At 64.9% G+C, this 21,976-nt stretch carries 21 protein-coding genes; 15 read left to right on the top strand and 6 right to left on the bottom strand.

The window, feature by feature from the left end; translation table 11 throughout:
- Positions 1-7 precede the first annotated feature (7 nt).
- The 6 genes from AC54AF_RS06145 to AC54AF_RS06120 all read right to left on the bottom strand — a co-directional run bounded on the left by AC54AF_RS06145 (position 8) and on the right by AC54AF_RS06120 (position 8,587).
- Positions 8-1,213, bottom strand: coding sequence for a type II secretion system F family protein (locus AC54AF_RS06145; protein WP_131689351.1), 1,206 nt, complete (start codon positions 1,211-1,213; stop codon positions 8-10).
- The gene (locus AC54AF_RS06140; RefSeq protein ID WP_496635812.1) at positions 1,213-2,916 is read right to left on the bottom strand and encodes a GspE/PulE family protein; all 1,704 of its coding nucleotides are present in this window, start codon (positions 2,914-2,916) and stop codon (positions 1,213-1,215) included. Before AC54AF_RS06140 ends, AC54AF_RS06145 begins: the two co-directional genes overlap by 1 nt.
- Before the next feature lie 7 nt (positions 2,917-2,923).
- Entirely contained in the window at positions 2,924-4,357 is a 1,434-nt protein-coding gene (locus AC54AF_RS06135; protein ID WP_496635811.1) for a tetratricopeptide repeat protein, read from the bottom strand.
- Positions 4,354-6,312 carry a secretin GspD/PilQ domain-containing protein gene (locus AC54AF_RS06130; protein ID WP_496635810.1) on the bottom strand — a complete coding sequence of 653 codons (1,959 nt, stop codon included), beginning with the start codon at positions 6,310-6,312 and terminating at the stop codon, positions 4,354-4,356. Before AC54AF_RS06130 ends, AC54AF_RS06135 begins: the two co-directional genes overlap by 4 nt.
- Before the next feature lie 107 nt (positions 6,313-6,419).
- Entirely contained in the window at positions 6,420-7,862 is a 1,443-nt protein-coding gene (locus AC54AF_RS06125) for an ExeA family protein (RefSeq protein ID WP_496635809.1), read from the bottom strand.
- On the bottom strand, positions 7,859-8,587 hold the full coding sequence (locus AC54AF_RS06120; RefSeq protein ID WP_496635808.1) for an ABC transporter ATP-binding protein: 729 nt from the start codon (positions 8,585-8,587) through the stop codon (positions 7,859-7,861). Before AC54AF_RS06120 ends, AC54AF_RS06125 begins: the two co-directional genes overlap by 4 nt.
- A 208-nt stretch (positions 8,588-8,795) precedes the next feature.
- Here AC54AF_RS06120 and AC54AF_RS06115 point away from each other — a divergent pair, with 208 nt between their 5' ends.
- The 15 genes from AC54AF_RS06115 (at position 8,796) to AC54AF_RS06045 (ending at position 21,975) form a co-directional block, all read left to right on the top strand.
- On the top strand, positions 8,796-10,499 hold the full coding sequence (locus AC54AF_RS06115; protein ID WP_496635807.1) for a GspE/PulE family protein: 1,704 nt from the start codon (positions 8,796-8,798) through the stop codon (positions 10,497-10,499).
- 1 nt (position 10,500) lies between these two features.
- On the top strand, positions 10,501-11,736 hold the full coding sequence (locus tag AC54AF_RS06110) for a type II secretion system F family protein (protein ID WP_496635806.1): 1,236 nt from the start codon (positions 10,501-10,503) through the stop codon (positions 11,734-11,736).
- Complete coding sequence (locus AC54AF_RS06105; RefSeq protein ID WP_496635805.1) at positions 11,736-12,242, top strand: type II secretion system protein; 507 nt, start codon at positions 11,736-11,738, stop codon at positions 12,240-12,242. Before AC54AF_RS06110 ends, AC54AF_RS06105 begins: the two co-directional genes overlap by 1 nt.
- Positions 12,243-12,321: 79 nt before the next feature.
- Positions 12,322-12,792, top strand: coding sequence for a prepilin-type N-terminal cleavage/methylation domain-containing protein (locus tag AC54AF_RS06100; RefSeq protein ID WP_496635804.1), 471 nt, complete (start codon positions 12,322-12,324; stop codon positions 12,790-12,792).
- A 44-nt stretch (positions 12,793-12,836) separates the two neighbouring features.
- Positions 12,837-13,490: a pilus assembly FimT family protein gene (locus AC54AF_RS06095; RefSeq protein ID WP_496635803.1), complete on the top strand. Its 654-nt coding sequence runs from the start codon at positions 12,837-12,839 to the stop codon at positions 13,488-13,490.
- Positions 13,480-14,025, top strand: a complete 546-nt coding sequence (locus AC54AF_RS06090) for a type IV pilus modification PilV family protein (RefSeq protein WP_496635802.1) — start codon at positions 13,480-13,482, stop codon at positions 14,023-14,025. Before AC54AF_RS06095 ends, AC54AF_RS06090 begins: the two co-directional genes overlap by 11 nt.
- Positions 14,026-14,032: 7 nt before the next feature.
- Positions 14,033-14,920 (top strand): prepilin-type N-terminal cleavage/methylation domain-containing protein, encoded by an 888-nt coding sequence (locus AC54AF_RS06085; protein ID WP_496635801.1) that lies wholly within the window; start codon positions 14,033-14,035, stop codon positions 14,918-14,920.
- A complete protein-coding gene (locus AC54AF_RS06080) occupies positions 14,917-15,375 on the top strand; it encodes an agglutinin biogenesis protein MshP (RefSeq protein WP_496635800.1) in 459 nt (152 codons plus the stop codon). The genes AC54AF_RS06085 and AC54AF_RS06080 overlap by 4 nt, the downstream gene beginning before the upstream one ends.
- A 131-nt stretch (positions 15,376-15,506) precedes the next feature.
- Positions 15,507-16,466: an agglutinin biogenesis protein MshI gene (locus AC54AF_RS06075; protein WP_496635799.1), complete on the top strand. Its 960-nt coding sequence runs from the start codon at positions 15,507-15,509 to the stop codon at positions 16,464-16,466.
- Complete coding sequence (locus AC54AF_RS06070) at positions 16,463-17,125, top strand: MSHA biogenesis protein MshA (RefSeq protein WP_496635798.1); 663 nt, start codon at positions 16,463-16,465, stop codon at positions 17,123-17,125. Before AC54AF_RS06075 ends, AC54AF_RS06070 begins: the two co-directional genes overlap by 4 nt.
- A complete protein-coding gene (locus AC54AF_RS06065; RefSeq protein ID WP_496635797.1) occupies positions 17,125-17,814 on the top strand; it encodes a type II secretion system protein M in 690 nt (229 codons plus the stop codon). The genes AC54AF_RS06070 and AC54AF_RS06065 overlap by 1 nt, the downstream gene beginning before the upstream one ends.
- Complete coding sequence (locus tag AC54AF_RS06060) at positions 17,799-18,182, top strand: MSHA biogenesis protein MshK (RefSeq protein ID WP_496635796.1); 384 nt, start codon at positions 17,799-17,801, stop codon at positions 18,180-18,182. The genes AC54AF_RS06065 and AC54AF_RS06060 overlap by 16 nt, the downstream gene beginning before the upstream one ends.
- A gap of 38 nt (positions 18,183-18,220) precedes the next feature.
- Positions 18,221-20,008 carry a pilus (MSHA type) biogenesis protein MshL gene (gene mshL, locus AC54AF_RS06055; protein ID WP_496635920.1) on the top strand — a complete coding sequence of 596 codons (1,788 nt, stop codon included), beginning with the start codon at positions 18,221-18,223 and terminating at the stop codon, positions 20,006-20,008.
- Positions 20,009-20,914 (top strand): ExeA family protein, encoded by a 906-nt coding sequence (locus AC54AF_RS06050; RefSeq protein WP_496635795.1) that lies wholly within the window; start codon positions 20,009-20,011, stop codon positions 20,912-20,914.
- 17 nt (positions 20,915-20,931) lie between these two features.
- Entirely contained in the window at positions 20,932-21,975 is a 1,044-nt protein-coding gene (locus tag AC54AF_RS06045; RefSeq protein WP_496635794.1) for a tetratricopeptide repeat protein, read from the top strand.
- Position 21,976: the final 1 nt, after the last annotated feature.

Here is a 21,976-nt window from a genome sequence, read left to right as displayed (position 1 = left end):
GGCGGTCTCAGGTTTTGATGGTACTGATGGTGTCGTAAATCGGCCCCAGCACCGACAGCATGATCCAGCCCAGCAGCAGGCCCAGGATGACCGTCATGGCCGGTTCGATCATGGCTTGTACTTTTTCAATCAATTCCTTTACTTCGCGGTTGTAAAAGTAACTGACATTGCGCAAGGCCGTGTCCAGCGAACCCGTTGCCTCGCCCACCTTCAGCATGCGGATCACCAGCGGCGGGAAGATGCCCGTGTGCTGGAAGGCGGCGGTGACGCCATGGCCCTCGCTGATCAGCTGGGCGGCGCGGCGCAGGCCGGCCGCCACCACCTGGTTCCCGGCGATGCCTTCGGACAGGCGGATGCAGTCGAGGATCGTGATGCCGGAAGCATACATCAGGGCAAAAAACGTGGCGAAGCGGGCCAGGATGATCTTGTGCAGCACGGGGCCGACCAGCCACAGCCGCAGTTTCAGACCATCCCACGCATAACGGGCCGCCTCGCTGCGGCGGACGAGGGCGCGCAGGCCGAAAAACAGCAGCACGGGCAAGGCCAGCAGCAGATACCAGTAATCGATGAACACATTCGACACGGCAATGAGCACGCGCGTATGCAGCGGCAGCTCGCCGCCCATGTTGCGGATGAACGCCGTCAGCTGGGGTACCAAATAGATCATCAGGAAAAACGTCACGGCCGCCACGACGATGGCCACGATGATGGGGTACATGATGATCTTGCGTGTCTGCGAGGCCAGCTCATCCTGCCATTTCAGGCTTTCCGACAGGTTCTTGAAGACGTCGGCGATCCTGCCGCTCTGTTCGCCAGCGAGGATCAGGCTGGTAAACGTGGCGTCGAAGATGTCGCCATGCTGGGCCAGCGCGCCGGACAGGGGCAGGCCGCCCTCGATGCTTTCAATGAGATCCGTGACGACTTCGCGCAGGCGCGGGTGGTCCGTGCTTTCGCGCAAGTCGTTCAAGCCTTCCAGGATGGGCACGCCCGCGCCCGTCAATTGTTCCATGTGGAAGCAGAAATTGATGAGGTCGCGGCGATGGATGACCCGCTTGCCCAGCAGCACCAGATACTGGCCCGTGATCTTGCAGTCGATCAAGTCGAGCTGCATGCGGTGCAGGCGCGCTTCCAGGTCCGGCACGTTGGCCGCCTCCATGCTGCCGGGAATCAGGGCGCCGGCGGCATCCATGGCGCGGTAGACATATTGCGCCATCAGGCCAGCCTTTCCGTCAGGTCGACCACGCGGCCCACTTCTTCCAGGGTGGTCACGCCTTCCAGCACGCGGCGCATGCCATCGTCGACGATGCCCTTGAAGCCGGCCGCGCGCGCCGCGTTCTTCAATTCGCGGCTACTGGCGCGGCGCGCCGTCAATTCATCGAGTTCGGCCGTCATCTTGAGGATTTCCATGATGGCCAGCCGGCCCTTGTAGCCCTGATGCGCGCAGCGCTCGCAGCCGGCGGCGCGGCAGATGGAGACGGGCGCGTCGTCCGGCGCCAGTCCCAGCAGGCGGCGCTCGACGTCGTCGGCGATGACGGTTTCCTTGCAATGCGGACACAAACGGCGCACCAGGCGCTGCGCCACGATGCCGATGACGTTGCCGGCCATGATGTCGGGCAGGATGCCGATGTCGAGCAGGCGCGCGACGGAACCGATGGCCGAGCTCGTATGCAGGGTGGAATACACCTGGTGGCCCGTCATGGCGGCGGCAAAGGCCATTTCCGCCGTTTCGCGGTCGCGGATCTCGCCCACGAGGATGATGTCCGGGTCTTGCCGCATCATCGAGCGGATGCCGTCGGCAAAGCCCAGCTTGACGGATTCGTTGACGGAGGTCTGGCGTATCATGTTCATCGGATATTCGACCGGATCCTCCAGGGTCATGATGTTGACGCTTTCCGTATTGATATGGTTGAGTATCGAATACAGGGTGGTGGTCTTGCCGCTGCCCGTCGGGCCCGTGACGAGGATGACGCCGTCGGGGCGCGCGATCATCAGTTTGAGCAGGTTCAATTCCGCGTCGGCCAGGCCCAGGGCGTCCAGCGGCACGATGCCTTTTTGCCGGTCCAGCACGCGCAGCACGACGTTTTCGCCATGCGTGGTGGGCTGCGCCGACGCGCGGAAGTCGATTTGCCGCCCGGAAAACTTGATGCTGATGCGCCCATCCTGCGGCGCGCGCGCCTCGGCGATATTCATGTTCGACATCACCTTCAGGCGCACGGCCATGGCCGGCCAGTACGATTTGTGCAGGCTGCGGATTTGCCGCAGGATGCCGTCGATGCGGTAGCGGATGCGCAGGAACGACTGTTCCGGCTCGAAATGGATGTCCGAAGCACCGTTCTGCACGGCATCGGCCAACAGCGCGTCGATCAGGCGCACCATGGGCTGGCTGTATTCGTCCGAGGGCGACGCCATGCTCTGATAGCTGACTTCGCCCGTTTCGATTTCGTGCAGGATGCCATCGATCGACAGCTCAAAACCGTAGTACTGGTCGATGGCGCGCGAGATGTCCGATTCGTTGACGAGCACGGTGGAAATCGTGATGCCCTTGACCAGCATGGCGCTGATCTGGTCGAGCGCGACGATGTTGCTGGTGTCGGCCATGGCCAGGATCAGATTGTCCGCCTGCCGCTCGTAGACGATGGGGAAGACGCGGTAGCGCTTGGCTACATCTTTCGGGATCAGTTTCAGGGCAATGGCGTCGACCACCAGGCTCGACAGGTCCGCGCTGACCTGTTTCAGGTTTTCGCTGAGCGCTTCGCGCACGGTCGCTTCCGTCACAAAACCCAGGGTGATGAGCAGCTTGCCCAGCGGTTCGCTGCTGCGCCGCTGCTCGATCAGGGCGATGCGCAGCTGGTCTTCGCTGATCACGCCTTTCTGGATCAGCAGCTTGCCGAGGGGAAGTTTTGCCTGTTCTGCCATGTGATGCTTATTCCTGACGGGGTGTGATGGTGGCCGGCTCGGCCGTGGCCGCCCCTGCCGTGGGCGCGGGGGCCGCCAGTTCGCGCAAGCGCGTTTGCACGACGGCCTGGTCGAACGCGGCTGGCGTCGTTTGCGCCAGGGTCAGGGCGCGCTGGTAATACGTGGCGGCCAGCCGGGGCTGGTTCAGCCGGTCCAGGCCCACGGCCAGATTGAAGGCATAGTCGGGATTGCCGGGCGCCGCGCCGTAGGCACGGAAAAATTGCTGTTGCGCTTCGTTCCAGCGGCGCTGCTTGGCGTACACATTACCCAGTGCAAACAGCACGGGCGCGCTGTCCGGGCTGCGCGCCAGGATAGCCTTCAGTTTTGCCTCGCTCTGCGCCACGTCGCCCTGGCGCAGCCCGATCAGGCCGGCCAGCGCTTCGCCATCGTCGGGATTGATTTCCAGCAAACGCACGTACAGCGCCGCCGCCTGCGCGCCCTGCTGCTCGCGCAGGGCCACGGCCGCCAGGCCCAGCAGCGCGTCGCGGTTGTTGGCATCCTGCCGCAGCACCGTTTCATATTGCTGACGAGCAAGGCCCAGCTGTCCCCCGTTGAAGGCCTGGTAGGCTTGCTGCACGCCGGGGTTGACTTGCGGCGCGGCGACGCTGCGCTGCACCTGGATCTGGCTATTCTCGGGCGCGGCCACCGGTGGCAGGCTGGGCGGCGCGGGCGGCGCCATCTGCGCCAGCTGCGCCGCCACGGCGGCCTGGGCTGCCGCCTGGATCATCGCCTGCTGTTCCGCCGCGCCGGCTGCAGGGCGCTGTTCGCTCGGCATATCCTGCGGCATCGGTGCGGGCGCCGGGGCGTCCGGCATGGCGCCGCCCGCCGCAGGCACCACCAGCACGGGACCGGCAACGCCAGCCGTGCCCGGCGCGTCCGTCAGCGGCATGGGCACGCCGGGCAGGTTGGCGCCCGCGCCGGGGCTGCTGCTGGCGCGCCAGTACCAATACGCCATGGAACCGGCCACCAGCAGCAGGATCGCCAGCAGTACGGCCAGGCGCACGGTGGCCGGGTCGACGCTGATGGGGCCGGTGGGGCCTTTCGGCGGCGGATTGCTGCGACTGGCGCGTGGCCGGGCGGGCGGCGGTTCCGGGCGCGCGCGTGGCGGCTCGGGAGGCGGGCCAGGCTGCGCGCCTTGCTGTGACCCTGGCTGTGGACCTGGCGGGGTCGCATTCTGCGCCGGCTGCGACGCGGGCGCGTCCGTCAGCGGTTCCAGGCGCAAGGTGCTTGCCGGCTGCACAGGTGCTGGCGCGGCGGGCGTGGGACGGGGCGGCAGGGCGTCGGCCGGCGCCAGTTCCAGCACCTGGTCATAGGCTTCGGACGGTTTTTCCAGTTCCTCGTCGGAAAGGCTGTTCTGCTTGGCGCGCTCGGCCTTCTTGAGCGCCTGCATCAGCAAGCTCATGGGAAGTCTCCCTGCAGGCGCGCCTGCGGCCGGACGGCGGGCGCTGGCGGGCCATCCGTGTAAGGTTGGCTGTTGAGCGGCGCCTGGCCGGGCAGCAGGTAGCGGTAGTCGCGGTAGTCGCCTTCGACGCTGGCATCCTTGACCACCACGGGGCGCATGAAGATCACCAGCTCCGTCTTGCTGCTCGCCTCATTGCGATAGGTAAACAGATTGCCCACCAACGGCAGGCTGGACAGGCCCGGCACGCCATCCTTGGCGTTGTCGATGGAATCCTGCATCAGGCCGCCCATCACGGCGATCTGGCCATTGCCCACTTTCATGATCGATTCCAGTTCGCGCGCCTGGATCACGGGCACGCGGCTGACCACGCTGGCGGTGGCCAGGGCCGGATTCGGGTCCTGCACGTAGCCCACGATGCGCGTGATGGTGGGGCGCACGTTCAAGGTCACTTCATCGCTGTCGGAAATCTGCGGCGTGACGCTCATGACGAAGCCGACAGGCACCGTTTCCAGTTTCGATTCATACGTGGCCGGCGTCGTGATGGTGCCCGTCGAGCTGATCACGGCGGGCGTCACCTTGATGGTAAAGAAGACATTGTTGTCGACCACCTTCAGCATGGCCGTCTGATTGTTGAGCACGCTGATCTTCGGACTGGACAGCACTTTCACCTTGCCGAACGATTCGAGCAGCTGAATGGTGGTGGAAAAACTGTCCTTCAGGTAATTGAGCACGAAGATGCCGGGCGTGGCGCCCGGTGTCACGCCGCTGCTGAGGGCCGCAGAGCCCACTTGCTTCTGGGTCAGGCTCAGGCTGCCCGTCAGGCGCGCCCAGTTGATGCCTTGCTGGTATTCATTGCTCAGGCGCACTTCGATGATGGTCGCCTCGATCAGTACTTGCCGCTTGGCGCTGTGCAATACCGCGTCGAGGAATTCGGCGATCTTTTCATGCTGGCGCCCCGTGGCCCGCACGGCGATCAGGCCGCCCTCCACGTTGACGACGACGGACGAGGGACTGCCCTTGTTGGCCAGTTTTAACAGCGGCATGCCGTTCGCGTCCAGCGGCTGGCCGGGGTTGGCGTTCTGGCTGGGCACCTGCTGGCCCGGCGCGTATTGACCTCCATTCGGATTGCCATTCTGCATCGGCGGCTGGGCGCCGTACTGGCCGGTGGCGCCGGTGGCAGGGAAGGTGCCGGCCTGGTTCTGCTGCTGGCCAGGCTGGCCTTGCTGCCCGGGCATGTTCGTCAATTGCTGGTTCAGCTGCGCCAGCGGGTCCACCTGCACGTCGTTGAGCGTGGTTTCGCGCAGCAGGTCGCGGATATTTTTTTCCAGGCTGTACCAGAAATTATTTTCCGAACGATTCACGACCAGGGTAGTCGAATTGTTATTGCCGTTGCTGCCGCTGCCTTGCGTACTGCCAACGGGGTTGCTGGCATTGTTCGACCCGCCACCGGCTGTGGAAATTTGCGTGGCGATATTCACGCTGCTGTTGGTGCTGCGCGCCATGTTGACGTAATCGACTTTGTAATTGCGCCATACGGGCGCGTCGGGCAACACCGTCAGGTTCTTGCCATCGATTTCGTAGCGCATGTCGACTTGCTTGCCGATACGCGCCAGCAGCTGCGGCAGGGTCTGGTTCAGCGCATTCAGGGTGACGCTGCCTTCGATCTGTGGGTGGATGTCGATATTCATGCCGGCGTCGCGCGCCAGCGCAAACAGCAGCGATTGCACGGGCACCTTGTGCACGGTCACGCTGTAGGTTTCCACTTTGGGCGCGGGCAGGGGTGCGGCCAGCGCACTGCTTTGCTGCACCGGTTCCGGAATGACGCCGGCGGGGAGGGGCGTGGCATTGAGGTGGGCAGGCGACAGCGGCGTTTGATGCGTGGCGCAGCCGGCCAGCACGGTACTGCAGGCGAGGGCGACCCACGAGGCCAGCACAGGAATAGGGTGTTGAGTCATGAAAAGTTCGCCCTTGGAGTCGTGTTGTGCTTTTGTAATTTTACCCAGCATGATCGCCTAAAAGCAATCGGCTGTGCAGGCCTGGGAGGCAATATGCCGAAATAAAGTCAGGGAGCGCCACGCCCCGGTTTTACCGTTGCCATGGCTTTCATTTCCGTGCGGATATTGTCTATGTCGCGCGGCAATATTTTCTGTAGCGACGCCGGAGCCATTCTGACTCTCACGGCTTCGGCGCTGGCCGGGTCGGCAAAGCTGCCGTAGACGATGAGCAGCCGCTGGGCGGCGCTGGCGGGCGACTGCTGATGCGTCTGTTGTCGCGCGCCGGGCAGGCGAAATACGTGGATGTCGCGCAAGCCAATGGCTTGCTGTGCCTGCTGCAAGAACGCTTCCGCCGCGGCCGTCTCGGCAGCGGGCAGGCTGGCGATTTGCAGCACCAGTTGCCGCGGCCCTTGCCTTGCCAGCCAGGCGCGCGATTCAGCCAGCTTGCTGTCGAGCAGCGTTGACGGCGCTGGCAGCGGCACGTGCGCAGCGGTTGCCTGGAACGCGCCTGGCGTCGTGTCGGCGTGCGTGGCCGCGATGCCCGCTGTGAGCCCCGGCGCCAGCCATTGCCACAGCAGCGCTGCGGCCAGCAGCAGCATCAGCGCGCTCAAGGCGCCCGCCAGCAGCTTGCCCGCATGCCAGGGCAGGCGGTGGAAGGGGCTGTCGGCAATGGCCAGGCGCACGTGGCATGCGCTGATTTCTTGCGCATCGTCCGCAAACGCGGCCAGCAAGGCCTTGTCAGCCAGGATATTCACCCTGCGCACGATGCCCTGCGCGGCGCGCGCCAGCCGGCGCAGCGCGCCCGGTGTAAAAACAAGCGGCGCCACGCGGCCGGCGGCGGCCAGGCGGCATGCCAGGTAGTCGCCCAGCAACGCTTGCGGCAGGGGCGGCACGCTAAAACTGTGGGTAATGCGTTCCTTCAACTGGCGGAACTGGGGCAAGTCCAGGGTGTGCTGTAACTCCGGCTGGCCGAACAGGACGATCTGCAGCAGCTTGTGGCTGGCCGTTTCCAGGTTCGTCAGCAGGCGCAGTGCTTCCAGCGTGGCGCCCGGCATGGCTTGCGCCTCTTCGGCCAGCAGCACCACCTGGCGCCCGGCCGCATGCCGGGCGATCAGCTCGCCGTGCACGGCGCGCAGCACGGCATCGGCGCGGCAGCCGTCCAGCGCCAGGCCCAGTTCGGCGGCGATGGCGTGCAGAACGTCATCCGGCTCCAGGCGGGGATTGAGCAGATACAGCACGTCGACCTGGGGCGGCAGGCCTTCGGCCAGCATGCGGCACAGCATGGTCTTGCCGCTGCCCACTTCGCCCGTCAGCTTGATGATGCCTTCGCCCTGCGTGACGGCATACAGCAGCGCGTCGAGCAGCTCGCCCCGTGTGTTGCCCGCGTAAAAGAAGGCCGGGTCCGGCGTGATGCCGAACGGCGCCGTGCGCAAGCCGAAATGGCGCAGGTACATGCCGTGCGGGGAAGGCGCGTAAGGCCGCCCGGGCGGTGCGGAGAGCGGGGTGTTCATGCCGCGATGCAATGGAGGAAAGCCTGTTCCAGGCTGGCGCCGGCCGCACCGCCATGGCGCGCGCGGCATTCGGCGGGCGTGCCCGTAAAAACGATGCGGCCCCCGTGCAGGATGGCCATGCGGTCGCACAATTCTTCCACGTCGGCCAGCACATGTGAGGTGAACAGGGCGCCGCGGCCCTGCGCGCGCGCCTGCCGCAGCACCTGCTTGAACTGCGCGCGCGCCTTCGGATCGAGTCCGCTCATCGGCTCATCGAGCACCAGTTGCGGCTTGCCCGACAGCAAGCAAGCGGCCAGTCCCAGTTTTTGCATCATGCCTTTCGAATACTCGCGCGCGGGGCGCAGCAAGGCTTCCGGCGCCAGATCCAGCGCGTCCAGGGCGTGCTGCACGGCTTGCGCATCGGGGCGCACATTGTGCAGGCGCGTCAGGTAGCGCAGGAAGTCGCCGCCTGTCAGGTAATACGGCGCCTGGAAACGTTCCGGCAGAAACGACAGGGGCTGGCGCGCCGCGCCGTGGCGGTGCGGCTGGCCGAAAATGGCGATCTCGCCCCGCTCGGGAGTGCAGAAGTCCAGCAGGCATTTCAACAGGCTGGTCTTGCCCGCGCCATTCACGCCGACCAGGCCGAACAGTTCCCCTGCGCGCACCTGCAGGTCGACGCCGCGCAGCACGGCGCTGTCCGCCAGCTGCAGATGCACGTTGTGGAACTCGATGGCGCAGGCGTTCATAGGGGCAATGGTCGGCAGGCAAGACGGTGTACGACCGCCATTATTGTCATGGGCGCAGGTGGGCGGCAAGTGTTTCCTTGCAGAGTGTTGAAATGCGCAAAAATCAAGCCAGGGAATATATTTTCTTTAAGAAACAACAGGTTCTGGAATAAAATACCTGCGCGCGCCGCTGGCGTGCATCGTCTGAAGAATCTGTCGAGGAGCAAGCATGGCAAGGCCAGAGAAAGTCCGGCTCGGTGAAATTTTGGTGCAGCAGAAATTGCTGACGGAAGAACAGTTGGGCCAGGCCTTGACGGAACAGAAACGCTCGGGGCGCAAGCTGGGCCGTGTTTTTGTCGAGCACGGCTTTGTCACGGAAGAGCAGATTTCGGGCGCGCTGGCGCGCCAGCTCGACATTCCCTACATCAACCTGAAGTTTTTCAACATCAATCCCGAACTGGTGCGGCTGCTGCCGGAAACCCAGGCGCGGCGTTTCCGCGCGCTGGTGCTGGAAGACCGCCGCGAGGGCTTGCTGGTCGGCATGTCCGATCCCACCGACCTGTTCGCGTACGATGAAATTTCGCGCCTGGTCAAGCGCCAGATCGAGCTGGCCGTGGTCAATGAAACGGAAGTGCTGGCCGCCATCGACCGCATCTACCGCCGCACGGAAGATATCTCCACCCTGACGCGCGAGCTGGAGCAGGATCTGGGCGACGTGTCCGTCGACTTCGGCGCGCTGGCCGCCAATCCGGGCCTGGAAGAGGCGCCCATCGTCAAGCTGCTGCAATCGGTGTTCGAGGATGCCACGCAGGTGCGCGCCTCCGACATCCACATCGAGCCGCAGGAAGGCCGGCTGCAGATCCGCTTCCGCATCGACGGCGTGCTGCACCTGCAGACGGAAGCGGACAGCAAGATCGCCAGTTCGCTGGCGCTGCGGCTAAAACTGATGTCGGATCTCGATATTTCCGAGAAGCGCTTGCCGCAGGACGGCCGCTTCGCCATCCGCGTGAAAAACCAGCGCATCGACGTGCGTATTTCCACCATGCCGACGCAGTATGGCGAATCGGTGGTGATGCGGCTGCTGAACCAGGGCGGCACGACCTTGCGCCTGGACGCCATCGGCATGCCGCCCAAGCTGGTGCAGCAGTTCCGCGCCATCGTGAGCCGCCCGAACGGCCTCGTGCTGGTGACGGGGCCGACCGGCAGCGGCAAGACGACGACCTTGTACTGCGCCTTGTCCGAACTCAACTCCGTGGAAAAAAAGCTCATCACGGTGGAAGACCCGGTCGAATACCGCTTGCCAGGTATTAACCAGGTGCAAGTCAATGACAAGATCGAGCTGAGCTTTGCCAGGGTGCTGCGCTCGGCCCTGCGGCAAGATCCCGACATCGTGCTCGTCGGCGAGATGCGCGACCAGGAAACGGCGCAGATCGGCTTGCGCGCCGCCATGACCGGTCACCTGGTGCTGTCGACCCTGCATACGAACGACGCCATCAGCACACCGCTGCGCCTGATGGACATGGGCGTGCCGCGCTACATGGTGGGCAGCTCGCTGCAAGCCGTGCTGGCGCAGCGCCTGGTGCGCGTGATCTGCGAAAGCTGCAGCACGCCGTACGTGCCCACGCCGAACGAATATGAATGGCTGCGCCTGGAACTGGGCGAGCTGGTCGAGCGCAACCAGTATTTCCACGGCAAGGGCTGCTCGCATTGCAACGGCATGGGTTACCGGGGCCGCACGGGCGTGTATGAATTGCTGGAAATCACGCGCGCCGTGGCCGATGCTGCCAACCATGCCGATCCTTCCCACTTCATGAAGGTGGCGATGGCGCAGATGGCGGGCGAGACCCTGCGCCGCCACGCCGTGCAGCTGGTGGTACAGGGCCGCACGACGGTGATGGAAGCGATGCGCATCAGCAACCAGAGCGAGGATTGAGGTGCCGTTTTTCTCTTACAAGGCGCGCAGCGCCAGCGGCGAACTGCTGACCGGCGTGATGGAAGGCGCCGACAGCGGCGCCGTGGCCGACCAGTTGATGGCGGGCGGCAGCACGCCTGTCGACATCAGCGCCACGAAACAGACGGTGACGGGGGCTGGCGCCAAGCAACTGGGCTGGTGGGCCAGGATGACGGAGAAAAAAGTCACGCCCATGGACGTGCAGCTGTTCAGCCGCCAGCTGTACACCTTGCTCAAGGCAGGCGTGCCCATCATGCGCGGCCTGGCCGGCTTGCAGGAGTCCGCCATCAGCCCCGCGTTCGGACGCATCATCAAGGATGTGCGCGAGTCGCTCGACGCGGGCCGCGAACTGTCGGCCGCCATGGCGCGCCATCCGGCCATCTTCACGCCGTTTTATCTGTCGATGGTGCGCGTGGGCGAAATGACGGGCCGCCTCGACGAAGTGTTCCTGCGCCTGTTCAATCACCTGGAATTCGACCGCGACATGCGCGCGCGCGTGAAAACGGCGACGCGCTATCCGACCTTCGTCGTCTTCGCCATGCTGGCCGCCATGGTGGTGGTGAATATCTTCGTCATTCCCCAGTTCGAGAAGGTGTTTGCCAGTTTCCATGCGGAACTACCCTTGATGACGCGCATCCTGATCGGCACTTCGCGCTTTACGGTGGCGTATTGGCCCATCCTGCTGCTGCTGGGCGTGGGCGGCTTTTTCGGCTGGCGCGCCTGGCTGCGCACGAAAGAGGGCCTGTATAAATGGGACCGCGCCAAGCTGCGTCTGCCGATCGCCGGCAAGATCATCCTGAAGGGCACGATGGCCCGCTTCGCGCGCAGCTTCGCGCTGTCGAGCACGAGCGGCGTGCCCATCGTGCAGGCGCTGACGGTGGTGTCGCAAACGGTCGACAACACATATCTGAGCGCGCGCGTGGAGCAGATGCGCGACGGCGTCGAGCGGGGCGAAAGCATTTTGCGCACCTCGGTGGCGGCCGGCGTATTCACGCCCGTGGTGCTGCAGATGATCGCCGTGGGCGAGGAATCCGGTTCGCTCGACGACCTGATGGACGAAATCGCCGACATGTACGAGCGCGAAGTCGACTACGAGCTGAAAACCCTGTCGGCGCAGATCGAGCCGATCTTGATCGTCTTCCTTGGCGCCATGGTGCTGGTGCTGGCGCTGGGCATCTTCCTGCCGATCTGGGACCTGGGCCGGGCGGCCCTGCACTGATGGCAACACCGTTGCGCCAGCGCGGTTTCACCCTGTTCGAGCTGGCCGTGGTGGCGGGCGTGTTCGCCATCCTGATGGCGGTGTTCCTGAACCGCGTCGGCTACTATCAGCAGCAGGCGCAGCAGGTGGCCGTGGCGCAGATGCTCGGCGTCCTGCGCACCAGTTTGCGGGTGCAGGTGCTGCATTTGTACCTGGCCGACCGGCGCGACAGCTTGCCGGCGCTGGCAGGGCAGAACCCGTTCGACTGGCTGGCCGACAAGCCAGCCAATTACCTGGGCGAGTTCGCGCAGCCGGACCTTGCGAAATTACCAACAGGGAATTGGTTGTACGACAAAAAAGAACAAAAAATCATCTATTTGTTTAGTAATGGCAATATTTTTCCCAGTACAGGGGTTGATGCAGTGAAATTTAAGGTAATCTTGCCAGGTGCGGATGCCGATCTTGACAAGCTCGCCCAGGAACCCGATATCGTGGTGTGGAAATCGCCGGACTCGGCAGCAAAGTGACGCGCTTCCTGGCCCGGTGCAGCGACAGTTTCATGGCGTTGGTTTTGAAGTTTTTTATTTGATTTTGGAGAAAGCAAGAATGAACAAGTCTTTACGTAGTATGAAAAGCGGCGCCCAGGCAGGTTTTACCCTGATCGAACTGATCGTCGTCATCGTGATCCTCGGCATCCTGGCGGCAACGGCGATTCCCAAATTCATCGACATGTCGACCGATGCGCGCATCGCTAAGATGAATGCGGCTGTAGGCGCCATGAAGGCGGGTGCGGCGCTGTACCATGCGCAGTGGCTGGTCGGCGGCGCGGTTGCCGATGCCAATGGTGTCACTAGCGCGAAGATGGAAGGCACGGACATTGCCGGTATTTATGGCTATCCAACTGCTGATTCCATCATTGTGGCCGCAGGCTTGACCGATCCTGATTACAAGTTTTCCGGTGGTGTAGTGACGCCTGATGCAACGCGTACAGGGTGCAAGGTTACCTATGTCGCCCCTACTGCTGCAGGTGGCGCGCCGACCATCACGCCTGCTCTGGCGAATGCAGATTGTAAATAAGTTGCACTGATCTGCAAGGAGGGTCAGGTAATACTCGGCCTTCCTTGCGCACCACCAGCCCAACCCCAGGCGCCAGCCCGTTGGGCTTTTTTACGGGCCATCCATTGCAGCAGCCACCGACAGTCTTTCCGCATCGCCACGCAGGGCCGCCAGGCTTCCTGCGGCGTACGGCTGCGCGCGGCTTCACCTTGATCGAGCTGGTGGCCGTGCTGGTGCTGGCGGGCTTGCTGGCGACCTTTGCCGTCAACCGGTTTTTTCAGCGCGACACTTTTGACGCGCGCGGTTTTGCCGACCAGGTGACGAATATCGTGCGCTACGGGCAAAAGCTGGCGGTGGCGCAAAACCGTGCCGTGTTTGTGCGCATCGATGCCAACAAGGTGGCCCTGTGCTTCGATGCCGATTGCAGCGATGAGCAGAAAGTGGTGCCGCCCACTGGCAGTAACAGCGGCAGCAAGGAGACGCTGCAATATTGCGCGCAAACCGACTGGCTGTGCGAAGGCCGTCCGTCCGGCGTCACCCTGTCCACCGATCCCGTCGATACGGCGGGTTTTTATTTCGACGCGCTGGGCAAACCGTATGCGCGGCTCAATGTGTTTCCTGCCGCATCGACCTTCCCGGCGCGGCTGACGATCAGCATCCAGCGGGACGGCACGCCGCGCAACGTCACGGTCGAAAGGGAGACGGGCTATGTCCATTAGCCAGCATCGCCGGCGTGAGCGCGGCGTGACCCTGATCGAACTGGTGCTGTTCATCGTCATCGTCGGCCTGGCCTCGGCCGCCATCCTGGGCGTGATGAGCCTGACGACGCAACACAGCGCCGACCCGCAGCTGCGCAAGCAGGCGCTGGCCATTGCCGAAGGCATGCTGGAAGAAATCGCGCTGGCGCGGTTTACGTTTTGCGATCCGCAAGACCCTGCCGCGGAAACGGCGACCAGCCCGGCCGGCTGCGCCATCCCGGAAGTGGCCGGACAAGAGGCGGGCGGCATGCCGCGTCCCTTCGACAATGTCAACGATTACGTGAGCGCGTATGGCACGCCGACGCAGTACACGACGGATGCTCAGGGTAACGCCTGGGCTCAGAATTACACTGCCTCGGTGACGATCACCCAGGCAGCCCTGAACGGCCTGCCTGCCACGGAAAGCCTGCATATCCAGGTGGTCGTGCCGTATGCCGACCAGAAGATCGTGCTCGACGGCTATCGCGTGCGCTATGCGCCGAACAGTATCCCATGAGCATCCCATGAGAAATTTCCTCCACGCCAGGCGCCGCCCGCGCGGCTTTACCCTCGTCGAGATGGTCATCGTGATCGTCATCACGGGCATCATCGGCGCCATGGTCGCCGTCTTCATCCGCGTGCCCGTGCAAGGCTATATCGACACCACCGCGCGCGCGGCGCTGGCCGACACGGCCGATACGGCGGCGCGCCGCCTGACGCGCGACGTGCGCCTGGCCCTGCCCAACAGCGTGCGCGTGTCGGACGGCGGCCTGTTGCTGGAATTGCTGCTGACCAAGACGGGCGGACGCTACCTGAGCGACAGCGACCCGGCCGGCCTGGGCAATGTGCTGAGCTTCGAGAGCCCTCCCGCGCCCGGCGTTCCGGCGAGCTTTACCGTCGTCGGCGCCATGCCCGCCGATGCCCTGGGCGCGCGCCAGGCGATCAGCGTGGGCGACCAGATCGTCGTCTACAACCTGGGGGGCGCTTTTGCGCCGAACAATGCGTATGCATGCAGTCCGGCGAATGGCTGCAACCGCGCGCCAGTGACGGGCGTGGCCGGCAATGTCGTCACCTTGGGCAGCTATCCTTTCGCGACGGCGCCGGCGCCGCTGCCGTCGCCATCGAACCGCTTCCAGGTGGTGTCGACGCCCGTCACCTATGCGTGCGATCTGAAGACCGGTACCCTGACCCGTTACGCGGGCTATGCGATCCAGGCCACTCAGCCGGTTGCGGCTGACTTGACGGATGGCGCCTTGCTGGCGCGCCAGGTGACGGGCTGCGCCTTCAGCTACACCGTGCTGGCCAATGTGCAGCGGGGCCTGGTGAATATCGACCTGAGCCTGGGCGCGGCGAACAGCAATACGGGCGTGCTGCGCCTGGTGCAACAGGTGCAGGCGAGGAATACGCCATGACGCGCTTGCTGCGCCAGCGCACGGGCCGCATGCGCGGTTTCAGCCTCGTCACGGCCATTTTCCTGCTGGTGGTGCTGGCCGCGCTGGCGGCCGTGATGGTGAATGTCTCCACTTTCCAGCAGACGGAATCGGCGATGGACGTGCAGGGCGTGCGCGCCGAGCAGGCCGCGCGCGCCGGCCTCGAATGGGGTTTGCAGAAACAGATCAGCGCGGGCTTGAGCGTTGGCGCGCCATGCATTGGCGCCACCACGTTCAGCTTGCCGTCGGGCACGACCTTGTCGGCGTTCAGCGTCAGCGTGCAATGCAGCACGGCCACGGGGCCCGGCACCTTGACCAGCTGGACCATTACGGCCACGGCGTGCAACCAGCCGGCCTCTGTCGAGCCGCGCTGCCCGCACGCGGGCAACAACCCCGACTACGTCCAGCGCCGCCTGCAAGCCGTGCTGTCGCAGTAAGGTCAACTGCGTGCAAAAAAGATCGCTAATTTATTGTTTTTACACAATAAAGTTGGCTTCATGAATTAAAATTGGCTGCATGGATACACTGCGCGACAAGAGCGGGCAGGCACTTACACTGGATAGTTCGCATGGGTTTATTCGCAAGAGCAAAGAAGTACGATGGCTGGCTGGCCACGGCGTTTGGCCGCGAAGGCGTCAGCGCCGTCGTTGTCGAGCGTCCCGCCGGCGGCATGCCGCGCGTGCTGGGCGCCAGCTACCAGGCGGCCGCGCGCCCGGCGCCGGCCGAGGTGCTGGAAAAACTGGGCAAGGAGCTGCAGGCGGCCGCGCGCCACTGCACCAGCGTGCTGGCTGGCGGCGAATACCAGCTGCTGTCGCTGGAAGCGCCGGCCGTGCCGCGCGAGGAGCTGAAGACGGCCGTGGGCTGGCGCTTGAAGGACATGCTGGACTTTCCCCTGGCCGACGCCACCATCGACGTGTTCGACATCCCCGGCGACCCGAACGGCACCCAGCGGGGCAGCAGCGTGTTCGCCGTCGCCGCGCGCAACAGCGCCGTGTCGCGCCGCCAGGCGCAGTACGCCGAATGCAAGATCGGCCTGTCTGTGATCGATATCCCCGAGATGGCGCAGCGCAATATCGCCACCTTGCTGGAAACGCCGGGACGCGGTATCGCCGTGCTGTTCTTCGATGGCGACGGCGGCTTGCTGACCATGAGCTTCAATGGCGAGCTGTACCAGGCACGCCGCATCGACGTGACCCTGACGCAATTGCAGTCGCCCGACGCGAGCCAGTATTACGACCGCGTCACCCTGGAACTGCAGCGCTCGTTCGACCACTTCGACCGCCAGTTCCATTTCATTTCGCTGGCCCGCCTGATGCTGATGACGGGCGCGGCCGACGGCTTGCACGCGTATCTGGCCGACAACCTGTACATGCCGGTCGAGCAGCTGGACCTGGCCACGGTGCTGGACTTGTCGCAGGCCGCCGAACTGCGCGACCCTGCCATGCAGGCGCGCTACTTCCTGGCCATCGGCGCCGCCTTGCGCGAGCTTGGCCCGCACCCGGGCAAGCACGAAGGGAAGGGCGCATGAGCCAGCAGATCAACCTGTTCAATCCCCAGTTTGAACTGAAACAACACCATATGTCGGCGCGCACGGCCGGCCTGGGCCTGGGCGGGCTGGCGCTGCTCTTGCTGGCGCTGGGCGTGCTGGCCCAGCGGACAATAGCCGGCCTGGAGCAGCGCGAAGCGGGCGTCAAGGCGGCGCTGGCGCAAGGCGAGGCGAAGCGAGACCAGATCTTGCGCGATTTTCCGCCGCGCAAGAAAGATCCGGCCCTGGCGCAGGAACTGGCTGCCGTCGAGGCGCAGCGCCAGTTGCTGCAGGATGCGTCAAACGTGCTGGACAGCGGCAAGCTGGGCAATACGCTCGGCTATGCCGGCTATTTCCGCGCGCTGGCGCATGCCAGGGTCGAGGGCGTCTGGCTGACGGGCGTGGACATCGCCGGCGCCGGCAATGACTTCGGCTTGCAGGGCCGCGCCTTGCACGCCTCGCTGCTGCCCGCCTACATCACGCGCCTGGGCCAGCAGGAGGTACTCAAAGGCAAGACCTTCGCCAGCTTCGACATCGGCCAGCCCGCGCAGCCGGCCGCAGCCGAAGGCAAGGCGGCCAGCCTGCCGTATGTTGCATTCAGCCTGCAGTCGGCCGACCGGGCTGCCACGCCGCCCCAAGCTGGCGCCGGAGGAACGCGCTGATGCTGCCCTTGCTGAAAAAATGGGCCACCGCCTTCGATGCCCTCAGCCTGCGCGAGCGGCTGATGGTGTTTGGCGCCGCCGCGGCCGCCGTCCTGTTCGTGTTTTATTTCATGAGCTTCAATCCCTTGCTGGCGAAACGCGCAGCGCTGGAGGCGAGCATTGCGCAGAAGCAAAGCCTGTTGAGCGCCACGAACAAGGAAATCGCGCTGACCATGCTGGCCCACGCCACCGATCCCGACCAGGAAGCGCGCAGGCGCCTGCTGGCCTTGCAGGCGGAAACGACGTCCCTGGCGCAGGCGCTGCGCGAGAAGCAGCATGGCCTGGTGGCGCCCGAGCGCATGGTCACCTTGCTCGAGCACCTGCTGCGCCGGCATGCGGGATTGCGCGTGGTGTCGCTGAAAACCTTGCCCGGCAGCGCCGTGGGCGCCCGCCAGGCCGATGCCGCGAACGGCGATGCGGCGGCCAAGTCGCCCCCCCCGGCGCCTCTGCTGCACCAGCATGGCGTGGAAGTGGTGCTGCAAGGCAGTTATGCCGACTTGGTGCAATACATGCAGGCGCTGCAAGCGATGCCGACCCGCGTCTTCTGGGGCGCCGCCCACCTCGACTCTGCCAGCTACCCGGGCGCCACCCTGACCCTGACCCTGACCTTACATACCCTCAGCATGGACGACACATGGATCGCACTCTGACCTTTCTGGCGCTGAGCCTGACGCTGGGCCTGGCATGGCCGGGCGCGCAGGCGCAGGCGCAGGCGTTCGATGATCCGACGCGCCCGCCGGCGGCCCTGTGGGCGCCCGCCAGCGCCGCGCCCGCCGTCGCGGCCCGGCCGCAGCTGCAATCGGTGCTCATCTCCACCCGGCCGGGCGGGCGCCGCCTGGCCGTCATCGATGGCCAGACAGTCAAGGTCGGCAGCAAGGTGGGCGGCGCCGTGGTGACGGAAATCCACGACACGGCCGTAGTGTTGCGGCGTGGTAAATCACTGGAAACCTTCAAGCTGTACCCGAGCAGCAAGACCGACAATAAGTCTGACAGCAAGACCGACCGCAAGCAGGAGTAGAAGAAGTGGCCAAGCAACTCAATCAATACAAGGCGAGCATGTTCAAGATCAGTACGATGGCGGCTGTCATCAGCGTCAGCCTGGGCCTGGGCGGCTGCAATGTCGCGCCCGTCAAGCGCGACACCTATAATGCGATTACCGATGCCGTCAAGGGCGCGGCGGCCACCACGGCGCCGGCGGCCCAGCCGGACGCCGTGGAAGCGGCGCTGCTGCCGCCCGTGGCGGCCCTGGCCCAGCAATTGCCGAAGGCCCGCGCCGCGCTCGACGAGCGCTTCAACGTGGCGTTCAACAATGTGCCGGCGCGCCAGTTCTTTACCTCCATCGTGGCTGGCACGCGCTACAACATGCTGGTCCATCCCGACATCGGCGGCACGATTTCCGCCAACCTGAAGGACGTGACCCTGTTCCAGGCGCTCGACGCCGTGCGCGAACTGTATGGCTATGACTACAAGGTCGAGGGCACGCAGATCTACATCAAGCCCCTGACCATGCAGACGCGTTTGTTCCATGTCAATTACCTGACGGGCGCGCGCCGCGGCAGTTCCAACCTGCGCGTGTCGTCGACGTCGGTCGGTTCGGTCGGTTCGACCAACTCGGGCGGCTCGGGCAATAGCGGCAATAGCGGCAATAACAATCAGGGCAACAATAACGAGCAGAACCAGCAAACGAATAGCGGCCAGGGCGGCCGCACCCTGGACAGCAGCAACCTGACCACCTCGTCGACGGCGGATTTCTGGCCGGAATTGCGGGCGGCGCTGGAAGCCATCGTCGGCAGCAGCGAAGGGGGCCGGCAAGTGGTGCTCAGCCCGCAGTCGGGCGTGATCGTCATCCGCGCCATGCCGGAAGAGTTGCGCAATGTCGACATGTACCTGAAGGCCACGCAGCTGTCCGTCGACCGCCAGGTGATCCTGGAAGCGAAAATCCTCGAAGTCGAGCTCAACGACAACACGCAGACGGGCATCAATTGGGCCTCGTTCGCCTCGATCAAGAGCGGCCACACGAACCGCATTTCGACGGGCTTCATCCAGCCGGGCGGCACCCTGGCGCCGCTGCCGTTCAACGGCGGCCAGCCGCCCAACATGACGAATGGCAGCGGCTTGACGGCCAGCAGCGGCTTTGGCCTCAGTTCGGCGGCCACCTCGGCCGGTTCCATGTTCGGCCTGGCTTTCCAGACGGCCAATTTTGCCGCCATGATTTCCTTCCTGGAATCGCAAGGCTCCGTGCACGTGTTGTCGAGCCCGCGCATCGCCACCATGAATAACCAGAAGGCCGTGCTGAAGATCGGCACGGACGAGTTTTACGTGACGGGCGTGTCAACGACGACGAATACGACGGCCAGCGGCGCGACGACCAGCCCCAACGTGACCTTGCAGCCGTTCTTTTCCGGCGTGGTGCTGGACGTCACGCCGCAGATCGATGCGGATGGCAACATCATCCTGCACGTGCACCCGTCCGTCAGCCAGGTGTCGACCATCAGCAAGGAAATCGACCTGGGCAGCGCCGGTTCGCTGAAACTGCCGCTGGCCGCGTCCAGCACGTCCGAGATGGACAGCATGGTGCGCAGCCAGGATGGCCGCATCGTCGCCATCGGCGGCCTGATGCGTCAGGCCACCACGGCGGACCGCTCGCAAGTGCCGGGCGCGGGCGATATCCCCGTGCTGGGCGCGCTGTTCCGCAACACGGGGCAGGTGATCCAGAAGCGCGAGCTGGTGGTGCTGATCAAGCCGACCATCGTCGATGGCGCCAATAGCTGGAACGAGGACTTGCTCGATTCGGGCAAGCGCATCGAGGCGCTCGACCCGCGCCGGCCGTCGGAGCGGCGCTAAATGTACCAGACCCATTTCGGCTTGCGCGAGGCGCCGTTCGGCCTCACGCCCGATACCAGTTTCTTCTTCAACGGCCCGCAGTCGCAAAAGGCGCTCAACACCCTGCTGGTGGCGGCGCGCAATGGCGAGGGCTTCATCAAGATCACTGGCGAAGTGGGGACTGGTAAAACCTTTTTGTGCCGCAAGTTCATGCAATCCTTGGGGCCGGATTTCGTCACGGCCTACATCCCGAATCCGAACCTGCCGCCCCGTTCGCTGATCCTGGCGCTGGCGGACGACCTCGATGTATTGCTGGAGAAAGATGCTGACCAGCATCAACTGCTCAAGTCCCTCAACCTGCGCCTGCTGAACCTGGCGGCGCAGGGCAAGCGCGTGCTGCTGTGCCTGGACGAAGCGCAGGCGATTCCCGTCGACAGCCTCGAAGCGCTGCGGCTGCTGACGAATCTGGAAACGGAAAAGCGCAAACTGCTGCAAATCGTGCTGTTCGGCCAGCCGGAACTGGACGTCAAGCTGGCCCTGCCGGAAATCCGCCAGCTGGCGCAGCGCATCACCTTTCACTACCACCTGGGACCGTTGTCGCGCGACGACGTGGATTTCTATGTGGCGCACCGCCTGCGCGTGGCCGGTTTCGACGGCGCGCGCCTGTTCAGCCGCAGCGGCGTGGGCAAGCTGTACCAGGCTTCCGGCGGCATCCCGCGCCTGATCAACATCATGGCGCACAAGGCGCTGATGGTGGCGTATGGCGAAGGGCGGCAGCAGGTCAGCGGCCGCCACGTGGCGCTGGCCGCCAGCGATACCCTGGCCAGCAAGCCGCGCCGTTTTTGGCAGCGGCCATGGCCGTGGCTGGCCGGCGCCGGCGTGCTGGCCGCCGCCTGCGGCGTGAGCTGGACTTTATTGAACCGATGACGAAGATGAGCCTGTAGATGAGCCTGATTAACAAGATGTTGCAAGACCTCGATGCGCGCGGCACCCCCGATGGACGCGGCGACGCGGCCGGCATCCGCTCCGTCCCCGAACGCGAGCGGGGCGTGTCGCGCGCGCTGGTCTTTGGCGGCGCGGCCGGCCTGACGGCCGCCGCCATCGCCCTGGGCTGGGTCTACCTGAAGCGCCCGGCCGTGCCGCCCGTGCTGGTCAGCGTGGCCAGCACGCCTGTTTTGGCGCCCGTATCGGCCCCGGCGCCTGCCGCCGTTGCCCCCGCGCCCGTACCCGTCGTGGTGGCGGAACCCGAGCCCGTGTTCCTGGCCGAGGAGGCCGTCCCCGCGCCGAGCAAGGCGCAGCGCCGCATCACGGAAAAACCCGCCCAGCCTGCTGGCGCGCCCGTGGTGAAGACGCCAGCACCGGCGGCCAGCGAGCGCATCCTTGACGGCAAGCAAGTCACTGCGCAGCAGCGCGTGGAGAATGAATACCGGCGCGCGCTGGCCCAGTTGCAGGATGGTCGCGTCTCCGACGCCATGCTGGCCTTGCAGCAGACCCTGCAGCTGGACCCGCGCCACCAGGGCGCGCGCGAAACGCTGGTGCGCCTGCTGCTCGAAGCGCAGCGTCCCGACGAGGCAGTCCGCCAGTTGCAGCTGAGCCTGGCGCTGGACCCGAAACAGCCGGCGCAAGCCATGATGCTGGCCCGTTTGCAGCTGGATAAACCCAACGGCGGCGTGGCGGCCCTCGATACCCTCATGCGCAGCTTGCCGTACGCCAGCGACAGCGGCGAGTACCACGCCTTCCTGGCCGGCGTGCTGCAGCGCGAGCAGCGCTACCGCGAAGCGGCCGAACACTACCAGCTGGCCCTGCAGGCGGCACCCGACAACAGCGTCTGGTGGATGGGTCTCGGCATCGCCTTGCAAGCGGACAACCACCCGGCCCAGGCGCGCCAGGCATTCGAGCGGGCCAAGGGCTTGCAAACCCTGTCGCCCCAGCTGCAGGCGTTTGTCGAGCGCAAGCTGGTGCAGCTGACGGCGTCTGCGGCGAAGTAAC

Source organism: Janthinobacterium sp. JF4 (assembly GCF_059617925.1).
Note: the sequence above shows the minus strand (reverse complement) of the source record. Positions and strands in the feature narration are given on the sequence as shown.

What these genes read in the sequence shown, in the direction of transcription:
- mshL (WP_496635920.1), top strand. Translation starts at nt 18,221, where the DNA reads ATGTTCAAGATCAGTACGATGGCGGCTGTCATCAGCGTCAGCCTGGGC.
- AC54AF_RS06090 (WP_496635802.1), top strand. Translation starts at nt 13,480, where the DNA reads ATGTCCATTAGCCAGCATCGCCGGCGTGAGCGCGGCGTGACCCTGATC.
- AC54AF_RS06125 (WP_496635809.1), bottom strand. Translation starts at nt 7,862, where the DNA reads ATGAACACCCCGCTCTCCGCACCGCCCGGGCGGCCTTACGCGCCTTCC.
- AC54AF_RS06120 (WP_496635808.1), bottom strand. Translation starts at nt 8,587, where the DNA reads ATGAACGCCTGCGCCATCGAGTTCCACAACGTGCATCTGCAGCTGGCG.
- AC54AF_RS06050 (WP_496635795.1), top strand. Translation starts at nt 20,009, where the DNA reads ATGTACCAGACCCATTTCGGCTTGCGCGAGGCGCCGTTCGGCCTCACG.
- AC54AF_RS06065 (WP_496635797.1), top strand. Translation starts at nt 17,125, where the DNA reads ATGCTGCCCTTGCTGAAAAAATGGGCCACCGCCTTCGATGCCCTCAGC.
- AC54AF_RS06075 (WP_496635799.1), top strand. Translation starts at nt 15,507, where the DNA reads ATGGGTTTATTCGCAAGAGCAAAGAAGTACGATGGCTGGCTGGCCACG.
- AC54AF_RS06060 (WP_496635796.1), top strand. Translation starts at nt 17,799, where the DNA reads ATGGATCGCACTCTGACCTTTCTGGCGCTGAGCCTGACGCTGGGCCTG.
- AC54AF_RS06145 (WP_131689351.1), bottom strand. Translation starts at nt 1,213, where the DNA reads ATGGCGCAATATGTCTACCGCGCCATGGATGCCGCCGGCGCCCTGATT.
- AC54AF_RS06070 (WP_496635798.1), top strand. Translation starts at nt 16,463, where the DNA reads ATGAGCCAGCAGATCAACCTGTTCAATCCCCAGTTTGAACTGAAACAA.
- AC54AF_RS06085 (WP_496635801.1), top strand. Translation starts at nt 14,033, where the DNA reads ATGAGAAATTTCCTCCACGCCAGGCGCCGCCCGCGCGGCTTTACCCTC.
- AC54AF_RS06080 (WP_496635800.1), top strand. Translation starts at nt 14,917, where the DNA reads ATGACGCGCTTGCTGCGCCAGCGCACGGGCCGCATGCGCGGTTTCAGC.
- AC54AF_RS06045 (WP_496635794.1), top strand. Translation starts at nt 20,932, where the DNA reads ATGAGCCTGATTAACAAGATGTTGCAAGACCTCGATGCGCGCGGCACC.
- AC54AF_RS06135 (WP_496635811.1), bottom strand. Translation starts at nt 4,357, where the DNA reads ATGAGCTTGCTGATGCAGGCGCTCAAGAAGGCCGAGCGCGCCAAGCAG.
- AC54AF_RS06115 (WP_496635807.1), top strand. Translation starts at nt 8,796, where the DNA reads ATGGCAAGGCCAGAGAAAGTCCGGCTCGGTGAAATTTTGGTGCAGCAG.
- AC54AF_RS06130 (WP_496635810.1), bottom strand. Translation starts at nt 6,312, where the DNA reads ATGACTCAACACCCTATTCCTGTGCTGGCCTCGTGGGTCGCCCTCGCC.
- AC54AF_RS06140 (WP_496635812.1), bottom strand. Translation starts at nt 2,916, where the DNA reads ATGGCAGAACAGGCAAAACTTCCCCTCGGCAAGCTGCTGATCCAGAAA.
- AC54AF_RS06105 (WP_496635805.1), top strand. Translation starts at nt 11,736, where the DNA reads ATGGCAACACCGTTGCGCCAGCGCGGTTTCACCCTGTTCGAGCTGGCC.
- AC54AF_RS06100 (WP_496635804.1), top strand. Translation starts at nt 12,322, where the DNA reads ATGAACAAGTCTTTACGTAGTATGAAAAGCGGCGCCCAGGCAGGTTTT.